Genomic DNA, 16,046 nt, shown 5'->3' on the forward strand with positions numbered 1-16,046 from the left:
AGGACCACGCGTGATCTCGGGCGCGAACGAACGCATTTTCCACCCTGAGGTTGCGTCACCCATGCCCTTACGGCCGCGATTCGGCCGCTACGCCGCAACGCAGCGGAGGCTTTGCTTGCAGCGCGCGACAAAACGAACATAATCGAACCTGCAACCAATCAAGGCCGCCCATGTCCCAGAGCTTTCGCCAACCCGACATTCTGGAAATCGCCCGCGCCGAAGGCAAGGTCACGGTCGAGGATCTGGCCGAGCGCTTTGACGTTACCGTTCAGACCATCCGCCGCGACCTCACCGAACTGGCCAACGCAGGCAAGCTGGAGCGCGTCCATGGCGGCGCGATCCTGCCGTCGGGCGTATCGAACATCCTCTACGAGGAACGACGCCGCCTGAACGAGCCTGCCAAGGCCGCGATTGGCCGCGCCTGTGCGGCGGCCATTCCGCATGATGCCTCGGTCTTTCTCGACATCGGCACCACGACCGAGGCGGTAGCCCGCGAATTGATGGATCACCGCAATCTGATGGTCGTCACCAACAACATGAACGTGGCGCAAATCCTGCTCGCCAACAAGGATTGCGAGATTGTCGTGGCGGGCGGCGCGCTGCGCCGGTCCGACAATGGGCTGGTGGGCAACCTGACCGCGCGCACCATCGAGAATTTCAAGTTCGATTACGCCATTCTGGGCTGTTCCGCGCTGGACGAGGATGGCGACATGCTCGATTTCGACATTCAGGAGGTGGTGGTGGGCCAGACCCTGCTCAACCGCTCGCGCGAGGTATTTCTGGTGGCGGATCATTCCAAATTCCAGCGCAGCGCGCCGGTGCGGATCGGGTCCATTCGCGATGTCGATCAGGTCTTTACCGACCGGCCCCTGCCCGCATCCTTGGGCGAAAGCTGCGTGGGCTGGGGAACCCGGGTGCAGGTCGCGGGCATGGCGGGCAAGCATCAGTCGACCTGAAACACCTTGTCCCGGCTGGTGTGACCGCGCAGCAGGGTCAGGCGCGATTTCGGCACGCCGAGCGCCTTGGCCAGCAATTTGACGACGGCGGCATTGGCCTTGCCATCCTCGGGCACGGTGGTGACATAGACGCGCAGCCCGCCCTCTTCCGCGACGATCCGGTTGCGCGCGGCCTTTGGGGTCACGCGCAGGGCGATGGTGGTGCCGGGCTGGGCCAGCGCGCTGAGGTCGGGGATGTCCATGACAGTGCCATACCGGCTGGCGCGCGCCCATCCAACAGGAATCGCCGCTTCGGGGCTTGACCACGGACGCAGGCTTGCCGACATGTGGGGGGCCTTGCAAGAGAAAGACACCGATGCCAACGCCCAATCCCGCCGCTCTCGATTTCATGCTCTCACGCCGTTCGCGCCCGGCCAAGACGCTTGTTTTGCCGGTCCCGGACCGTGACGCGCTGCGTCCGCTTCTGACCGCCGCCACCCGCGTGCCCGATCATGGCAAGCTGGAACCCTGGCGCCTGATCGTGCTGGAACGCGCGGCACTCGTGCGGTTGGCGGGGCTCGTGCCGCAGGCCGGCGCGCGGCTGGGCAAATCGCCCGAGGACATCGCCAAGGCCGAAACGCAATTCGCAGACGCGCATCTGGCGGTCGCAGTGATTGAGAGCCCAAAACCCTCGGGCAAGATTCCCGCCATCGAACAAACCTATTCGGCGGCCTGTGTCTGTCTTAGCCTCCTGAACGCGGCGCTCGCTGCGGGATGGGGCGCCAACTGGCTGAGCGGCTGGCCCAGCCATGACCGGGGGTTCGCCGCCGCAGCTCTCGGGCTGGCGGATCACGAGCGCATCGCCGGATTCATCCATATCGGCACCGAAGGCGCCGCCCCGCCAGAGCGTCCGCGCCCCGAGATTGACAGCATCACGACTTGGGTTTCGGAATGATCTTCGCCAGTTTCTTCAAGGCCCTGGGTCAGATCGGCGATCCGCGATTCCGCAAGGTGCTGTTTCTCGGCGTCGGTTTGACGCTTGCGCTTTTGATTGCGGCCTATGCCGGCGTGCTCTGGCTCATTCAGGCGACGGTGGGCGACACCACCACCCTGCCGCTCCTGGGCGAGGTGACATGGGTCGGCGACCTCCTGAGCGGGGCGTCGTTCCTCCTGATGATCGTGCTGTCCGTGTTTCTGATGGTGCCGGTCGCCTCTGCGATCACCTCGATGTTTCTCGACACGGTGGCCGATGCGGTAGAGGATCGTCACTATCCCGGATTACCCCCCGCGCAATCCGTTCCCTTTGGCGAGGCGCTGCGCGATACGGTCAACTTCTTGGGCGTGATCATAGGCGCCAATGTTGTGGCGCTCTTTCTCTATGCGCTTTTCACGCCCTTCGCGCTCTTCATCTTTTGGGGGCTGAACGGCTATCTCCTGGGGATGGAATATTTCCAACTGGTCGCGATGCGCCGGGTCGGGCGGGCGGGGGCCAAGACCCTGCGCAAGAAACACCGCCTGACCATATGGGCGGCAGGCGTGCTCATGGCGATGCCGCTCTCAGTGCCGCTGGTGAACCTCTTGATCCCGATTCTCGGCGCCGCCACCTTTACCCATATCTTTCACGCTACTCAGACGCGGCGGGCGGGCCCATCCGGTTGAACATGTCGAGATCGCGCACGGTGATGACGCCCGAAATGATCGTGCCGCCGATGATGATCCAGAGCACGATGGCAATCCCGGTGGTGATCCACGCCTTTTTCTTGAGATGGTGATGTTCGGGCGATCCGGCATGGGTGCCGGGCACCACCTCGCCCAGATCGCCTTGGGTCTGGATGCGGATCGGCAGCACGACAAAGAAGGTCATGAACCAGATCACCGCAAAGAGCACGATGGCCGAGGTAATGCCCATCAGACCTGCTCCAGTTCCACGAGGCAGCCGTTGAAATCCTTGGGGTGCAAGAAGAGCACCGGCTTGCCATGCGCGCCGATCTTGGGCTCTCCGCTGCCCAGCACCCGCGCACCGGTGGATTTCAGATGGTCGCGCGCGGCAATGATGTCATCGACCTCATAGCAGACATGGTGAATCCCGCCCGAGGGATTCTTGTCAAGAAAGCCCTGGATCGGGCTGTTCTCGCCCAAGGGATAGAGCAACTCGATCTTGGTATTGGGCAATTCGATGAAGACCACGGTCACGCCGTGATCCGGCTCGTCCTGCGGCGCGCCAACCTTGGCGCCGAGCGCATGGCGGTATTGGTCGGCAGCGGCGGTGAGGTCCGGCACCGCGATGGCGACATGATTGAGGCGTCCGATCATGGGGCAATCCTTTCGCATGAATTTCCCCCGTTATGGGGATGAACGCGCGAACTGACAAGCGACAGGGGGACGCAACCCGCGCATTAACCTTGCGTTCACCACAACCGGGCCATGCTGCGGGGATATCGTGACAGAAGGATGCGCCCGATGACCGATCTTGACAGCCTTGCGCGCCCGCGCGTGCCAAACGCCCAACGCCCCCTGATGGGCATGACCGTTCTGGCGGTCGAGGATAGCCGCTATGCGTCAGAAGCGCTGCGCCTGATGTGCCTGCGCAGCGGCGCGCGCGTCCGGCGCGCGGATTGCCTGAGTTCGGCGCGTCGTCATTTGCAGGTCTATCGTCCGTCGGTGGTGATCGTCGATCTGGGCCTGCCCGACGGTCCGGGCGAGGATCTGATTGCCGACCTCGCCCGCGCCGTGCCGCGCGTGGGCGTGGTTCTTGCCACCAGCGGGGATGCCGGGGCAGAGGCGCGGGCGCGCCATGCCGGGGCCGATGGGCTCTTGCTCAAACCCGTGGCAAGCCTTGGCATCTTTCAGCAAGAGGTGTTGCGCCATATGCCCACCGACCGGCGGCCTCTTGGCCCCTACGCGGTGCAGGCCGAGGTGATCCATCCCGATCCGCTGGCCTATCGCGACGATCTCGACCATGTTCAAAGCCTGCTCAGCCATGATCGCACCCCGGACATCCTGCGCTATGCCGCGCAGTTTCTGGCCAGTGTGGCCCAGGCCGCCGAAGATGCGGTTTTGGCCGAGGCCGCGGCGGGGCTGACGGGGCACTGTTCCGAGGCGGGCGTTGCGCGGATCATGGGGTTGATCGACATGCGCCTGGCGGCGCGAACGGCGCTCTAGCGGGCGCTTTGCTTTGCCGCGACCCACCGCTAGATAGGGCGTCATGTGCGCCCTGCCCGCCCCTCTTGCCACGTGGTTTTCTGCCCGCAACTGGCAGCTTCACCCGCATCAGGCGGAGATGCTGGCGCGGGCGGAGGATCCTGCCACGCTGCTCATTGCCCCCACCGGCGGGGGCAAGACGCTGGCAGGGTTCCTGCCGACGCTGGCGGATCTCGCCACGGGCGATCACGCCGGGCTGCACACGCTCTATATCTCACCGCTCAAGGCGCTCGCGGCTGACATCCGGCGCAACCTGACCACGCCGGTCACGGAAATGGGCCTGCCCATCCGGATCGAGGATCGCACCGGCGATACCTCCTCTCACACCAAGCGCCGCCAACGCGCCGATCCCCCCCATATCCTGTTGACCACGCCCGAGAGCCTGGCACTGCTGACCTCTTACGAGGATGCGCCGCGCATTTTCGCAGGGCTGAAACGGGTCGTGATCGACGAGGCGCATTCCTTGGCCGAGAGCAAGCGCGGCGATCAGCTCATGCTGGCGCTCAGCCGACTTCAGGCGCTCTGCCCAGGTATGCGGCGCGTGGGTCTGTCGGCCACCGTCGAGGACCCGCCTGCCCTTGCGCTCTATATGGCCCATGCCAACAGCCCTTGTGCGATCCTCTCGGCCGATCCGGGGCCGGAGCCAGACATCGCCATGCTCACGACCACAGAGCCGCCCCCCTGGGCCGGGGGCGGGGCCGCCTATGCCATCCCTGCGGTGCTGGATCAGGTCCGCCGCCACAAGACGACGCTGATTTTCCACAACACCCGCGCCCAGGCCGAGATTTTCTTTCACAACCTCTGGCTTGCCAATGACGATGCGCTGCCCATCGGCATCCATCACGGCAGCCTTGACCGGGTGCAGCGCGAGCGGGTCGAGGCGGCGATGGTGCGGGGCGATCTGCGCGCCGTGGTCTGCACCGGCAGTCTCGATCTGGGGCTGGATTGGGGCGACGTCGATCTGGTCATTCAGGTGGGCGCGCCCAAGAACGTCAAACGCCTTGTCCAGCGGATTGGGCGGGCCAATCACCGCTACAACGCGCCGTCCAAGGCGCTCCTCGTGCCCGCCAATCGGTTCGAAGTGGTGGAATGTCGCGCCGCTCTCGAGGCCGTGCGCGCCCACGATCTGGATGGCGAGGCGCGCGGGCCGGGGCCGCGCGATGTGCTCTGCCAGCATATCCTGATCCGTGCCTGTGCCGGGCCGTTCCACGCCGATGCCCTCTTTGCCGAAGTAACCGGGGCCGGGGCCTATGCCACCCTTACCCGTGCCGAATTCGACGCCTGCCTCGATTTTTGCGCCACGGGGGGCTATGCGCTGCGGGCCTATGACCAATGGCAGCGCCTGCAACAGCGCGCCGACGGGGGCTGGCAATTGCGCGATCCGCGCTCTGCCCGCCTCATCCGCATGAACATCGGCACCATTCAGGACACCGACACGCTCAAGGTCCGGATGCGGCGGACGCGCGGCGGCAAGCCTTTGGGCGAGATCGAAGAAGGTTTTGCCGCCACCCTCACCCCCGGCGATACCTTCCTTATCGGCGGACAAATCGTGCGCTTTGAATCCCTGCGCGAGATGGTGGTGGAGGTCAGCCGCGATCCCGGGCGCAAGCCCAAGATTGCCACCTATATGGGCACCAAATTCGCGACCTCAACGCAACTCTCGGCGCGTATCCTGCAGATGCTGGCAGCCCCCGACTGGCCTGATCTGCCCGAGCCTGTGCGCGACTGGCTGCACCTGCAACGGCATGTGTCGCAAATGCCAGAGCCCGACAGCCTGCTGATCGAGAGCTTTGGCCATGACGGGCGCGAGCATCTCTGCATCTATGGCTTTGCGGGGCGCAACGCGATGCAGACGCTGGGCCTCCTGGTGACGAAACGGATGGAAGAGACGGGCCTTGCCCCGCTGGGGTTTGTCGCCACCGATTATGCCACGCTGATCTGGGGGCTGGAGCCGGTGACCGATGCCGCCCCGCTTCTGGCCCCCGATGCCCTGCGCGCGGGGTTGGACAGCTGGCTCATGTCCAACGCGGTGATGAAACGCACCTTTCGCGCCTCTGCCACGATTGCCGGGCTTATTCAGCGCAACACCCCCGGCGCGCGCAAGAACGGGCGACAAGCGACCATGTCGTCGGATATTCTCTATGACACGCTGGTGAAATATGACCCAGAGCACCTTCTCCTCGACATCACCCGACAAGAGGCAATGCGTGGGCTGGTGGATTTTGGCCGGATCGAGGAAATGCTGGCGCGCGTCGCGGGGCGCGTGACCCTGAGGCGGCTGGCGCGCGTCAGCCCCCTTGCCGCACCCCTCTTCCTCGAGGCGGGGCGGATGCCGGTCGAAGGGGCAGCGCAAGAGCGGCTCTTGGCCGAAGAAAGCGCGCGGCTCTTGGCGGCGGCGGGCCTTGCCCCCTGAGCGCGGCCTTGCCATTTCACCGGCAAAGCGCCACCAATGCCACATGGACGGATACCAATTTACCCTCGCTGGAACGCAGCTGACGGCACTTCCCTCGGGCGCGCTCTATTGGGAGGCGCGCAATCTCCTGTGCGTCTCTGACCTGCATCTTGGCAAGGCGCTGCGCCGTGCCCGGATGGGAGAGCCGCCCCTGCCCCCCTACGAGACGCGCGACACGCTCACCCGGTTGGAGAGCGACCTGCGCCGCACCGGGGCAGCGACGGTGATCTGCCTTGGCGACAGTTTCGACGACAGCGCCGCCGCAAGCCACCTGCCCGACGCGGAAAAGCTGTGGATCGCCAAATTGCAGGCCGGGCGTCGCTGGGTCTGGATCGAGGGCAATCACGATCCGGGTCCCGTCGACCTTGGCGGCGCGCATATGGCGGAACTACCGGTGCCGCCGCTCACGTTTCGCCATATCGCACGGGCTGGGCAGAGCGGCGAAATCTCGGGGCATTATCACCCCAAGGTGCGGCTGGCCCTCAAAGGGCGCAGCCTAAGCCGCCCCGCCTTTCTGAGCGACAGTGATCGGGTGATCCTACCCGCCTTTGGCACCTATACCGGCGGGCTCTGGTCGGATGATGCGGTGCTCACAGGGCTGATGCGGCGCGATGCGCTGGCGGTTCTGACCGGGGCCATGACCCATGCGGTGCCGATGCCGCGCGGCGCTCAGCGCCCCTGAAACACAGCGTCCAGACTGTCGATCAGGCCCGCATCTTCCAGATTGGGGCGATATTTCCGGCTCACCGGCACGCGATCGCCATTCTTGAGCATAACGAATAACTTGCCGCCACTCTCACGTTCGATACCGCTGATTGCCGCGAAAGACACCCAGTGCGAGCGATGCGTGCAGGTTCCCGCCACGGGTTCCATTTCTTCAATCGCATCCACAAGACGCAGACGCAGCGTTTCAATCCCTGCGCTGGTCGCCACTTCGACGTAATGATTATTGGCCGTCAGGCGATGAATCTCTGCGTCGGGGGGGCAAGACAGCCGCCGGTGCAGCCGCGTTTGCGCCGGGGTCTCCGGCTCGGGCTCTGCCCAATAGCTGGCGGGGGCCTCGGCACCGATTTGCCGCCGTACCACGAAAACACCGCAGGCAATGAGAAAGCTGTTGAGGGTGATCGAGATCACGCTCAAATCCTCGTGGCCCAGAATTGGATCCATCCCGCCGCGCAAGAGCCAGATCACCGGCCCAAGAGCGATCCCGACAAGAAAGCTGGCCCCCAGGTCAAAGAGGGCCGGATGCCGCCCTGCCAAAAGCGCCCGCATGGTCGCCCGCGCAGCAAAGCCGATCACAAACGCCGCCGTGATCACCGCCGCCCAATAGGCGGTGCGGACCGGCCAGCTCATTGTATCGTAGCTGCCGAACGGTCCGGCCACGACCGCGAAAACCAAAGCGGACGTCCAGACATAGAAGGTGACAGACGTAAAGAGCAGTGAAAACGTGTCCACGAAATGCAGGCGCAGGTTTGACCAGTTCAACGTACCACCCTTGTCCATTCCCATTTCATATGCGTTTATCAGCATGAACGCTCTAGTCCAACCTAACGTCGCCAGAGCGGTTCACTTTACTGTCAACGTGACGTGACATCATAAACAGTGGGAAAGCCTCGGAAAATGTCCCCTGACATTGAACAGAAAATCCGCCGCAGTTTTGCTGCGCAGGCGATGATGACCACCTTGGGCGCCCGTCTGGTGGCGCTGTCTGACGGTACAACGGTGATCGAGGCCCCCATTTTACCCGGCAGCCGTCAACAACATGGATTTGGCCATGCGGGGCTGACCTTTGCCATTGGCGACAGTGCCGCAGGCTATGCCGCGCTCAGCCTGATGCCCGAGGGGGCCGAGGTGCTGACCACCGAGATGAAAATCAATCTCTTGGCCCCGGCGCAGGGCGAGCGTCTGATTGCCCGTGGCAGAGTCATCAAGCCTGGCCGCCGACTGGTAATCGTGCAGGCGGATGTGCATGCGCTGAAAGACGGGGTCGAGACGCATATCGCGTTGCTCACCGGCACGATGATCCCCGTCTGAACGCGGATCATAACCCGACGTACTCACTCATGCTATGTGTTCCGGGGTGAGGGTGAAACTCGCGCGCATTCCGGGGCCTGCGACATAGTAATCCGCCAACCCCTGCCTCACCTCTGGATCCAACTGGGACCAATCGATCCAATCGAGGTCAAAGCCGGTGTCATAGGCCACCATCGCCACCGCCCCACGCCCCGGCACGAGCGCCGGGCGCGCGCGACCAGCCACCGCCTCGCGCGTGCGGTCGATCCACAAAATCGGCTCCTCAGTATCGACAAAGCGGCCATCCACCACCACGAGGCGCGGATCCAGTTCCCGGACCAGGCCAAACAGGTCGTGCAGGTCGGCCACAATTTCGAGCAAATCAAAGAGGATGATCACATCATACTGCCGCCCGGCCCGCACCTCGGATCGGATTTCCTCGACCGGATCGGCGCAGCGCAGATCAATCCGCTCGCGCAACCCCACATCGGGCAATCGACCGAACCTCTCGACCAGAGCGGCATCCGATTCGATCCCCACGACCTGCAAGGCGCCTGCCGCCGCCAGCGCATAGCACCATGTGCCATCCCCGGCCCCAACCAGCATCACCGTCGAATCAGCAATGGCATGACGGTAAGCATCCACCAATAACGCATGCCGTGCCTGAGCCCGGTTAAGGCCGCCAGTTTTGTCATCGTCCGCCTGACGTTTGAACCCATACCCCATGATCGTCATCACACACCCATCAGCCTCTATCGCCTTTGGTCTTGTAACATGACAAAAGATAGCAAACCCTTAAGCGCTATTGGTTCAGCACGCAGACCCATGACGACACCCCTGACCCCCGCTTTGCTGCTACAGGCCTATGCCTCTGGCGTGTTTCCCATGTCGGAGCGCCGTGACGACCCCGAGGTGTTCTGGGTAGATCCGCACCGGAGAGGCATTCTGCCGCTCGATGGGTTCCATATCTCGCGCTCGCTGGCGCGCCGGATGCGGCAGGGACGCTACACCGCGACACTCGACAGCGATTTCGAGGCGGTGCTGCGCGGTTGCGCCGACCGCGATGATACCTGGATCAGCCCCCCGATTCATCGGGCCTATCTGGCCCTGCATCGTCAGGGCCATGGGCATTCGCTCGAAATCTGGCAAGAGGGGCAATTGGTGGGTGGCGTCTATGGCGTGGCGCTTGGCGCGGCCTTTTTTGGCGAGAGCATGTTTTCGCGGAGCACGGATGCATCGAAACTGGCCCTCGCCCATTTGACCGACCATCTCGCCCGCTGCGGATTTCGCCTGTTCGATACACAGTTCATCACGCCGCATCTGGGGCGTCTTGGCGCGGTGGAGATTCCGCGCAGGCAGTATCGCGCGCTGTTGGAGGATGCGATGGAGGATGAGGCCGACATCACCCGGATACCGTTTGATCCCGACCCGCGTCAGGTCTTGCAGCGCAGGACCCAGATGTCATAGCGCGGATGCTCCAGCGCGTTCAGCGCCGGGGACGAGGCCAGCATCCAGCCGGAAAAGATCACCGCACCGCTGCCTTGTTCAGAAATCGTGAGATAGGCAAAGGCGTCTCCCGCCGGATCGCCCACCGGATAGCGGCATTCGCCCAAAACCACGTCGAGCGAGCCAAAGACGCCCGATTGCCCATTGGCTAGATCCAGATCCTGCGCGCTTCCATTGATCTTGTCGAGACCGCGCAAAAGCGCACCCTGCGCAACTGCCGCCACCTCTTGCGCCGTTCCCACGCCCGCGCCAAGGCAGAGCACAAGACCGAGCCAGAGCGCCTTCATTGCGCTGTCTCTCCGTCGCTGCCCGAAACGAATTTCATCAGCAGCGACACAAGGCTGACCGATCCTTGGGTAAATTCGATCTCCGAGCCCGGTTCGACCGGAAAGGGCGATCCGCCCGGCAATATCTCGACGTAATTGCCACCCAACAACCCCTCGGAAGAGACCGCAACAGCACTGTCATCGGGCACGTTTATGCCTTCTTGAACGGTAAAGATCGTCTTGGCGCGGTAGGTTTCTGGATCGAGCGCGATCTGCGTGACCCGGCCAACCTTGACCCCGGCCAGACGCACATCGGTGCCCACGCTGACGCCATCGGCGCTGCGGAAGCTGGCGCTGAGTTGGTATTCACGTGCGCCGCCAGTGGTCATGCCGGTGGTCTTGCCCGCATAGACCAGAAAGCCGATCGCAACGGCCAAAACCACACCGCCGACCAGAACCTCGGTTTTACTCTCAGACATATTTCCGTCCCTATTCCGGCGACCACGCCTCGTAATCGCGCCGCTCTGCGGGGGCTGCGCGGCGGATGGACCCGGCTGGCGCATAGGCCAGTGGTGTGCCAGTCAGGTTTTCGCTATGCGGTTTTTCCCAAGGCTTATGCGCAAGCGGCTTGTCGGTCGGCGGCTCCTTGTAGGTGTGATGCAACCAGCCGTGCCAATCGGGATCAACCCGGCTTGCCTCGGCCTCGCCGTTAAAGATCACCCAACGGCGCTTGTCGTCGCGGGTGCGATAGAACGCATTGCCCTGCGCATCCTCCCCTACCTTGACGCCATTGCGCCAGGTGTAGATCTGGGTGTTGAGCGTCTGACCGTTCCACCAGGTAACGGCGCGCAGCAAGGTGTTGAGAATGCCCATTCGACCCTCCGACATCATTCGTTTCCGATATGGCGGATTTGACAGCGAAGGTCCAGTGCCCGCAACACCGCAGCGCAGGACGCGGTCCAAATCAAAAAGCCCGCAACGCGAAGGTTGCGGGCTTTTTGATGTATCTTTGGTCAGGGAACAGGCTGGGATCAGCCTGCGCTGGCCCCTTCCTTTTTGCCCTTGCTCTCTGCATAGATTATCAGAGGCGCGGCATCGGAATTGACCGCCTCTTCGTTGACCACCACTTCCTCGACATGGGACATGCTGGGCAATTCGAACATCGTGTCGAGCAGAATGTCCTCGAGGATCGAGCGCAGGCCGCGCGCACCGGTCTTGCGGGCGATGGCGCGCTTGGCTACGGCCTTGAGCGCATCCTCGGTAAAGCTCAGTTGCGCGCCTTCAAGCTCGAACAGGCGCTGATACTGCTTGACCAGCGCGTTCTTGGGCTGGGTCAGGATCGTCACAAGCGCATCTTCATCGAGGTCCTCGAGTGTGGCGATGACCGGCAGACGACCCACGAATTCCGGGATCAGACCAAACTTGAGCAGGTCCTCCGGCTCCAGATCCGTAAAGATCTCGCCCACGCCACGCGCATCATTGTCACGCACATCGGCACCAAAGCCCATGGCGCTGCCCTTGCCGCGCTGCGCGATGATCTTGTCGAGACCGGCAAAGGCCCCACCGCAGATGAAGAGAATATTGGTCGTGTCCACTTGCAGGAATTCCTGCTGCGGATGTTTGCGCCCACCCTGCGGCGGCACGGCGGCGACCGTGCCTTCCATCAGCTTCAAGAGCGCCTGTTGCACGCCCTCGCCCGACACGTCACGGGTGATCGAGGGATTCTCGGACTTGCGGGTAATCTTGTCGACCTCGTCGATATAGACGATGCCGCGCTGCGCGCGCTCGACGTTATACTCGGACGATTGCAGCAGCTTGAGGATGATGTTTTCCACATCCTCGCCGACATAGCCCGCCTCGGTCAGCGTGGTGGCATCGGCCATGGTAAAGGGCACGTCGAGGATTCGCGCCAGCGTCTGCGCGAGCAGGGTCTTGCCGCAGCCCGTGGGGCCGATCAGCAGGATATTGGATTTGCTGAGCTCGATATCGCTCTTGCCGGAATTGTTCAGCCGCTTGTAGTGGTTGTGCACCGCCACCGAGAGAACTTTCTTGGCGCGGGCCTGACCGATCACGTAATCATCCAGCACCTTGCAGATATCGCGCGGCGCGGGAATCCCCTCGCTCGACTTGATACCGGCGCTCTTGGTCTCTTCGCGGATGATGTCCATGCAAAGCTCGACGCATTCATCGCAGATGAACACGGTCGGTCCGGCGATCAGTTTGCGCACCTCATGCTGGCTTTTGCCGCAAAAGCTGCAATAGAGCGTGTTCTTGCTGTCGCCGCCTGAGTTATTCGCCATTCCGTACCTTTCGGGCCCTGCGCCGTCTGCCGTCCGCGCGCCCCGCGCGGGGCCTCGTCTGTGATCTGTGCTACCCTTCAGCTTAAGTCAGGCCGTATGGCACCACAATCCGAAAATATCCGGCCCGCCTTTTGGCCGGATCACGTTTACTTCGCCGCCTCGTCGCCTTTGTCGCGATTGGCCACGATCTCATCGATCAAACCCCAGGCCTTGGCCTCTTCCGGCGACATGAAATTGTCCCGCTCCAGTGCCTCTTCGACCTTTTTCAGGGTCTGGCCGGTGTGCTTGACATAAATCTCGTTCAACCGATCCTTGAGCTTTTGCGTCTCGCGCGCATGGATCATGATATCGGTCGCCTGCCCCTGATAGCCGCCCGAGGGCTGGTGAACCATGACACGGCTGTTGGGCAGGGAAAACCGCATCCCCGGCTCGCCGGCTGTCAACAACAGACTGCCCATGCTCGCCGCCTGGCCCACGACCAGCGTGCTGACCTTGGGCTTGATATATTGCATCGTGTCATAGATCGACAGTCCCGAGGTCACGACCCCGCCGGGGCTGTTGATATACATGCTGATTTCCTTGGACGGATTCTCAGCCTCGAGATGCAAGAGTTGTGCCACAATCAGGCTCGACATGCCGTCATGCACCGGGCCGCTCAGGAAAATGATCCGCTCCTTGAGCAGGCGCGAGAAAATATCATAGGCCCGCTCGCCCCGGCTGGTCTGTTCGACCACCATCGGAACAAGGGTGTTCATGTAGATGTCCATAGGGTCTTTCATTACAGCCCGCCTGTCCTGCGCCCGACCGTTGCCGTCAGGCTTTGTCAATCACTCCGACCATAGCCGGTCAGTTCCTAAAGGAGTCTTAGTGTTGCGCCCAAGGGGCTGCAAGGGCATCGCTCGATTTTGTGGCAGGGGGGCACGGGCGATGGCGATTTCTGCGCCACATAGCCTCACTTTTTCGCGCGCAGGCATGGCCAGCTTTTGCACATTCGGCAAAAACGCCCTAAGTACACAGAAATCATTATCAGGATTCACGGAAAATGCCGCTTCCCGTTCTCGATGACACGCTCGACGCCGCCGAAATGGACCGTATGGTCGATAATGCGACGACGGCTGCCAATTTCCTCAAGGCGATCAGCCATGAGGGGCGGTTGATGATTCTCTGTCATTTGGTGTCAGGCGAACGGTCGGTGACCGAACTGGAAACGCTGCTTTCGGCACGTCAGGCCGCGGTGTCCCAGCAATTGTCCCGCCTGCGCCTCGAAGGGCTGGTAACGGCGCGGCGCGATGGCAAGACCATCTATTACAGCCTTGCGGATGACCGACCGCGCAAGGTGCTCGAAGTGGTTTACGAATTGTTCTGCGCCCCCAAGCCTTGAGGGCGCAGACATCGAGGCCTCAGGCCGGTTCCACCGTCTTATCCACGGTGAAGGGAGCGAAGACCTCATCCACATCGGTGTGATTGACGTGATTGGCATAGTTGCTGATCGTCTTGACGGCCAGCGCCAGAATGATCTCCAACACATGCACATCGCCATAGCCTGCGGCCTTGAACGCCTCGGCCTCGGCCTTGGTCGGCAGGCCGCGTGCCTCCCACATGTGATGGGTGAACTTGCGCAGCGCCTCCAGCTTGGCATCGCTCAGCGGCTTGCCATCGCGCAGCGCCTGCGTATGCGCCTCGCCCAGCTTGGACATCTTGATCGCCAGCATCGAATGCGCGGCGGTGCAATAGTCACAGCCATTGGCCAGTGAAACGGTCAGAAACACCACCTCTTGCTCGGGCGGGGTGAAATTGCCCGACTCGCGATAGAGCGCGTAACCATGCAGATAGGTGGACAAGAGGCCGGGATTGACGGCCATACCCCGATACATATTCGGCACGAACCCAAGTTTGGCGCGCGCGCCCTCCAGCAATTCCTTGGCCTTACCAGTGGCCTGATCGTCACTCACAGGCGATGTCTCTACTCGAAATTCAGCAGTCATGGACCTCTCCTTTGCGTGTGATGTGGTCAAGACGCAGCTAATCAGAGCCAAGCGGATATGGAACCGCCGGACCAATCACCAAAGCGTGAGATGGGTTTTTAACCGCAGAACGGCTTGTGCGAAAACGCTTAGACCTTTTCCTGCGTGTATTTCCGCAACTCTGCCCGCGCCACCTGCCGGCGATGCACCGCGTCCGGGCCATCGGCCAGTCGCAGCGTGCGCACATGAGTCCACATCGCCGCCAGCGGCACATCCTGCGAAATCCCTTGCGCCCCGAACATCTGCACCGCCTCGTCGATGACCTTGAGGGCGACACGCGGGGCCACAACCTTGATCTGGCTGATCCAGGGGGCAGCGGCACGCGCATCGCCCTGATCCATCATCCACGCCGCCTTGAGGCACAGCAAACGCGCCTGTTCGATCTCCATCCGGCATTCGGCGATGATGTCGTAATTCGCCCCGAGCTGTGCCAGTGGCTTGCCGAATGCCTCGCGCGCGAGGCTGCGCTTGCACATCATCTCCAGCGCGGATTCGGCCTGACCGATGGCGCGCATGCAATGATGAATCCGCCCTGGCCCAAGGCGGCCTTGTGCAATCTCGAACCCGCGCCCTTCGCCCAAGAGCAGGTTCTCGGCGGGCACGCGGACATTCTCGAACTTGAAATGCATATGCCCATGCGGTGCATCGTCATGGCCATAAACCTGCATCGGGCGCAGTTTCTCGATGCCGGGCGTGTCGGCAGGCACCACGATCATCGAATGGCGCTGATGCTTGGGCATCTCATCGCCCCCGGTGCGCACCATCACGATATAGACCTTGCAGCGCGGATCACCGGCCCCCGTTGCCCACCATTTCTGACCATTCAGAACATAGTGATCCCCGTCGCGCACACAGGACATGGCAATGTTTGTGGCATCCGAACTGGCAACATCCGGCTCTGTCATCAGATAGGCGCTGCGAATCTCTCCCTCCAGAAGCGGTGCCAGCCATTTGGCCTTCATCGCCTCAGTGCCATAACGCTCGAACACTTCCATATTGCCGGTGTCGGGCGCATTGCAGTTGAAAACCTCGGCCCCCATCGGGGTCTTGCCCATCTCTTCGGCGAAATAGGCATATTCCACCGTCGACAGGCCAAAGCCCCGTGCGCTGTCGGTCAGCCAGAAATTCCACAAGCCTTCGGCCTTGGCCCGCGCCTTGAGCCCTTCCAGAATCTCGGCCTGCCGGGGGGTATAGGTCCAGCGCTCGCCCTTGCCGATTTCTGCGTGATACTCGGCCTCGAGCGGCATGATCTCGTTCCGCACCATCGCCGCCACCCGCGCCAGTAGCGCGCGCATCTCGGGGCGCATTCCCAAATTCATGTCCATGTCACCGGCCCTCTGTTGTCAGTT

21 protein-coding genes are annotated in these 16,046 nt (G+C 62.6%); 9 read left to right on the top strand and 12 right to left on the bottom strand.

The genetic code is table 11. From position 1 onward, the window contains the following. The first annotated feature begins 170 nt into the window (after positions 1–170). Positions 171–956 carry a DeoR/GlpR family DNA-binding transcription regulator gene (locus AACZ65_RS01345; protein ID WP_339667557.1) on the top strand — a complete coding sequence of 262 codons (786 nt, stop codon included), beginning with the start codon at positions 171–173 and terminating at the stop codon, positions 954–956. Here AACZ65_RS01345 and AACZ65_RS01350 read toward each other — a convergent pair. Beyond that, positions 944–1,198: a DUF167 domain-containing protein gene (locus AACZ65_RS01350; RefSeq protein ID WP_037275223.1), complete on the bottom strand. Its 255-nt coding sequence runs from the start codon at positions 1,196–1,198 to the stop codon at positions 944–946. The two genes, AACZ65_RS01345 and AACZ65_RS01350, sit on opposite strands and share 13 nt — an antisense overlap. A 113-nt stretch (positions 1,199–1,311) precedes the next feature. On the opposite strand from AACZ65_RS01350, the gene AACZ65_RS01355 reads away from it, so the two are divergent. Both AACZ65_RS01355 and AACZ65_RS01360 read left to right on the top strand, forming a co-directional pair. After that, entirely contained in the window at positions 1,312–1,890 is a 579-nt protein-coding gene (locus tag AACZ65_RS01355; RefSeq protein ID WP_339667558.1) for a nitroreductase family protein, read from the top strand. Continuing rightward, the gene (locus AACZ65_RS01360; RefSeq protein WP_339667559.1) at positions 1,887–2,594 is read left to right on the top strand and encodes an EI24 domain-containing protein; all 708 of its coding nucleotides are present in this window, start codon (positions 1,887–1,889) and stop codon (positions 2,592–2,594) included. The genes AACZ65_RS01355 and AACZ65_RS01360 overlap by 4 nt, the downstream gene beginning before the upstream one ends. Here the strand turns inward: AACZ65_RS01360 and AACZ65_RS01365 are convergent. Both AACZ65_RS01365 and mce read right to left on the bottom strand, forming a co-directional pair. Further along, on the bottom strand, positions 2,560–2,844 hold the full coding sequence (locus tag AACZ65_RS01365) for a DUF1467 family protein (RefSeq protein ID WP_339667560.1): 285 nt from the start codon (positions 2,842–2,844) through the stop codon (positions 2,560–2,562). The two genes, AACZ65_RS01360 and AACZ65_RS01365, sit on opposite strands and share 35 nt — an antisense overlap. Beyond that, a complete protein-coding gene (gene mce / locus AACZ65_RS01370) occupies positions 2,844–3,248 on the bottom strand; it encodes a methylmalonyl-CoA epimerase (protein ID WP_339667561.1) in 405 nt (134 codons plus the stop codon). Before mce ends, AACZ65_RS01365 begins: the two co-directional genes overlap by 1 nt. A 138-nt stretch (positions 3,249–3,386) precedes the next feature. On the opposite strand from mce, the gene AACZ65_RS01375 reads away from it, so the two are divergent. Genes AACZ65_RS01375 through pdeM form a run of 3 tightly spaced genes read left to right on the top strand, consistent with a single transcriptional unit; the run spans position 3,387 to position 7,270 of the window. Next, positions 3,387–4,097, top strand: a complete 711-nt coding sequence (locus tag AACZ65_RS01375) for a response regulator (protein WP_339667562.1) — start codon at positions 3,387–3,389, stop codon at positions 4,095–4,097. Between the two features lie 43 nt (positions 4,098–4,140). Beyond that, positions 4,141–6,549 (top strand): ligase-associated DNA damage response DEXH box helicase, encoded by a 2,409-nt coding sequence (locus AACZ65_RS01380; protein ID WP_339667563.1) that lies wholly within the window; start codon positions 4,141–4,143, stop codon positions 6,547–6,549. A 43-nt stretch (positions 6,550–6,592) separates the two neighbouring features. Beyond that, positions 6,593–7,270: a ligase-associated DNA damage response endonuclease PdeM gene (gene pdeM / locus AACZ65_RS01385; protein ID WP_339667564.1), complete on the top strand. Its 678-nt coding sequence runs from the start codon at positions 6,593–6,595 to the stop codon at positions 7,268–7,270. Here pdeM and AACZ65_RS01390 read toward each other — a convergent pair. Next, the gene (locus AACZ65_RS01390; protein WP_339667565.1) at positions 7,258–8,118 is read right to left on the bottom strand and encodes a LytTR family DNA-binding domain-containing protein; all 861 of its coding nucleotides are present in this window, start codon (positions 8,116–8,118) and stop codon (positions 7,258–7,260) included. The genes pdeM and AACZ65_RS01390 overlap by 13 nt on opposite strands. A gap of 90 nt (positions 8,119–8,208) precedes the next feature. Between AACZ65_RS01390 and AACZ65_RS01395 the strand changes: the two genes are divergently transcribed. Continuing rightward, the gene (locus AACZ65_RS01395) at positions 8,209–8,622 is read left to right on the top strand and encodes a PaaI family thioesterase (RefSeq protein ID WP_339667566.1); all 414 of its coding nucleotides are present in this window, start codon (positions 8,209–8,211) and stop codon (positions 8,620–8,622) included. Between the two features lie 27 nt (positions 8,623–8,649). On the opposite strand, the gene AACZ65_RS01400 is transcribed toward AACZ65_RS01395, so the two are convergent. Beyond that, positions 8,650–9,336: a class I SAM-dependent methyltransferase gene (locus tag AACZ65_RS01400; RefSeq protein WP_339667567.1), complete on the bottom strand. Its 687-nt coding sequence runs from the start codon at positions 9,334–9,336 to the stop codon at positions 8,650–8,652. Positions 9,337–9,426: 90 nt separating this feature from the next. Here AACZ65_RS01400 and aat point away from each other — a divergent pair, with 90 nt between their 5' ends. Continuing rightward, on the top strand, positions 9,427–10,068 hold the full coding sequence (aat, locus tag AACZ65_RS01405; RefSeq protein WP_339667568.1) for a leucyl/phenylalanyl-tRNA--protein transferase: 642 nt from the start codon (positions 9,427–9,429) through the stop codon (positions 10,066–10,068). Here aat and AACZ65_RS01410 read toward each other — a convergent pair. The 5 genes from AACZ65_RS01410 to AACZ65_RS01430 all read right to left on the bottom strand — a co-directional run bounded on the left by AACZ65_RS01410 (position 10,035) and on the right by AACZ65_RS01430 (position 13,452). Continuing rightward, positions 10,035–10,394 (bottom strand): DUF2155 domain-containing protein, encoded by a 360-nt coding sequence (locus AACZ65_RS01410; protein WP_339667569.1) that lies wholly within the window; start codon positions 10,392–10,394, stop codon positions 10,035–10,037. The genes aat and AACZ65_RS01410 overlap by 34 nt on opposite strands. Beyond that, entirely contained in the window at positions 10,391–10,852 is a 462-nt protein-coding gene (gene mlaD / locus AACZ65_RS01415; RefSeq protein ID WP_339667570.1) for an outer membrane lipid asymmetry maintenance protein MlaD, read from the bottom strand. The genes AACZ65_RS01410 and mlaD overlap by 4 nt, the downstream gene beginning before the upstream one ends. 10 nt (positions 10,853–10,862) lie before the next feature. Further along, positions 10,863–11,246, bottom strand: coding sequence for an NADH:ubiquinone oxidoreductase subunit NDUFA12 (locus AACZ65_RS01420; protein ID WP_037275246.1), 384 nt, complete (start codon positions 11,244–11,246; stop codon positions 10,863–10,865). Positions 11,247–11,404: 158 nt separating this feature from the next. Beyond that, positions 11,405–12,673, bottom strand: a complete 1,269-nt coding sequence (clpX, locus tag AACZ65_RS01425) for an ATP-dependent Clp protease ATP-binding subunit ClpX (RefSeq protein WP_037275249.1) — start codon at positions 12,671–12,673, stop codon at positions 11,405–11,407. A gap of 146 nt (positions 12,674–12,819) precedes the next feature. After that, the gene (locus AACZ65_RS01430) at positions 12,820–13,452 is read right to left on the bottom strand and encodes an ATP-dependent Clp protease proteolytic subunit (protein ID WP_008279297.1); all 633 of its coding nucleotides are present in this window, start codon (positions 13,450–13,452) and stop codon (positions 12,820–12,822) included. A 263-nt stretch (positions 13,453–13,715) separates the two neighbouring features. On the opposite strand from AACZ65_RS01430, the gene AACZ65_RS01435 reads away from it, so the two are divergent. After that, on the top strand, positions 13,716–14,054 hold the full coding sequence (locus AACZ65_RS01435; RefSeq protein WP_037275253.1) for a metalloregulator ArsR/SmtB family transcription factor: 339 nt from the start codon (positions 13,716–13,718) through the stop codon (positions 14,052–14,054). A gap of 19 nt (positions 14,055–14,073) precedes the next feature. On the opposite strand, the gene AACZ65_RS01440 is transcribed toward AACZ65_RS01435, so the two are convergent. Together AACZ65_RS01440 and AACZ65_RS01445 are read right to left on the bottom strand one after the other, a co-directional pair. Next, entirely contained in the window at positions 14,074–14,658 is a 585-nt protein-coding gene (locus tag AACZ65_RS01440; protein WP_339667571.1) for a carboxymuconolactone decarboxylase family protein, read from the bottom strand. Between the two features lie 128 nt (positions 14,659–14,786). Next, complete coding sequence (locus AACZ65_RS01445; protein WP_339667572.1) at positions 14,787–16,022, bottom strand: acyl-CoA dehydrogenase family protein; 1,236 nt, start codon at positions 16,020–16,022, stop codon at positions 14,787–14,789. Between the last annotated feature and the right edge of the window lie 24 nt (positions 16,023–16,046).

The organism is uncultured Roseovarius sp. (genome assembly GCF_963972555.1).
GTDB classification, from domain to species: domain Bacteria; phylum Pseudomonadota; class Alphaproteobacteria; order Rhodobacterales; family Rhodobacteraceae; genus Roseovarius; species Roseovarius mucosus.

What these genes read in the sequence shown, in the direction of transcription:
- AACZ65_RS01410 (WP_339667569.1), bottom strand. Translation starts at nt 10,394, where the DNA reads ATGAAGGCGCTCTGGCTCGGTCTTGTGCTCTGCCTTGGCGCGGGCGTG.
- AACZ65_RS01445 (WP_339667572.1), bottom strand. Translation starts at nt 16,022, where the DNA reads ATGGACATGAATTTGGGAATGCGCCCCGAGATGCGCGCGCTACTGGCG.
- aat (WP_339667568.1), top strand. Translation starts at nt 9,427, where the DNA reads ATGACGACACCCCTGACCCCCGCTTTGCTGCTACAGGCCTATGCCTCT.
- AACZ65_RS01360 (WP_339667559.1), top strand. Translation starts at nt 1,887, where the DNA reads ATGATCTTCGCCAGTTTCTTCAAGGCCCTGGGTCAGATCGGCGATCCG.
- mlaD (WP_339667570.1), bottom strand. Translation starts at nt 10,852, where the DNA reads ATGTCTGAGAGTAAAACCGAGGTTCTGGTCGGCGGTGTGGTTTTGGCC.
- AACZ65_RS01345 (WP_339667557.1), top strand. Translation starts at nt 171, where the DNA reads ATGTCCCAGAGCTTTCGCCAACCCGACATTCTGGAAATCGCCCGCGCC.
- clpX (WP_037275249.1), bottom strand. Translation starts at nt 12,673, where the DNA reads ATGGCGAATAACTCAGGCGGCGACAGCAAGAACACGCTCTATTGCAGC.
- AACZ65_RS01400 (WP_339667567.1), bottom strand. Translation starts at nt 9,336, where the DNA reads ATGACGATCATGGGGTATGGGTTCAAACGTCAGGCGGACGATGACAAA.
- AACZ65_RS01375 (WP_339667562.1), top strand. Translation starts at nt 3,387, where the DNA reads ATGCGCCCGATGACCGATCTTGACAGCCTTGCGCGCCCGCGCGTGCCA.
- pdeM (WP_339667564.1), top strand. Translation starts at nt 6,593, where the DNA reads ATGGACGGATACCAATTTACCCTCGCTGGAACGCAGCTGACGGCACTT.
- AACZ65_RS01430 (WP_008279297.1), bottom strand. Translation starts at nt 13,452, where the DNA reads ATGAAAGACCCTATGGACATCTACATGAACACCCTTGTTCCGATGGTG.
- AACZ65_RS01390 (WP_339667565.1), bottom strand. Translation starts at nt 8,118, where the DNA reads ATGCTGATAAACGCATATGAAATGGGAATGGACAAGGGTGGTACGTTG.
- AACZ65_RS01435 (WP_037275253.1), top strand. Translation starts at nt 13,716, where the DNA reads ATGCCGCTTCCCGTTCTCGATGACACGCTCGACGCCGCCGAAATGGAC.
- AACZ65_RS01420 (WP_037275246.1), bottom strand. Translation starts at nt 11,246, where the DNA reads ATGGGCATTCTCAACACCTTGCTGCGCGCCGTTACCTGGTGGAACGGT.
- AACZ65_RS01380 (WP_339667563.1), top strand. Translation starts at nt 4,141, where the DNA reads ATGTGCGCCCTGCCCGCCCCTCTTGCCACGTGGTTTTCTGCCCGCAAC.
- AACZ65_RS01440 (WP_339667571.1), bottom strand. Translation starts at nt 14,658, where the DNA reads ATGACTGCTGAATTTCGAGTAGAGACATCGCCTGTGAGTGACGATCAG.
- AACZ65_RS01355 (WP_339667558.1), top strand. Translation starts at nt 1,312, where the DNA reads ATGCCAACGCCCAATCCCGCCGCTCTCGATTTCATGCTCTCACGCCGT.
- mce (WP_339667561.1), bottom strand. Translation starts at nt 3,248, where the DNA reads ATGATCGGACGCCTCAATCATGTCGCCATCGCGGTGCCGGACCTCACC.
- AACZ65_RS01350 (WP_037275223.1), bottom strand. Translation starts at nt 1,198, where the DNA reads ATGGACATCCCCGACCTCAGCGCGCTGGCCCAGCCCGGCACCACCATC.
- AACZ65_RS01365 (WP_339667560.1), bottom strand. Translation starts at nt 2,844, where the DNA reads ATGGGCATTACCTCGGCCATCGTGCTCTTTGCGGTGATCTGGTTCATG.
- AACZ65_RS01395 (WP_339667566.1), top strand. Translation starts at nt 8,209, where the DNA reads ATGTCCCCTGACATTGAACAGAAAATCCGCCGCAGTTTTGCTGCGCAG.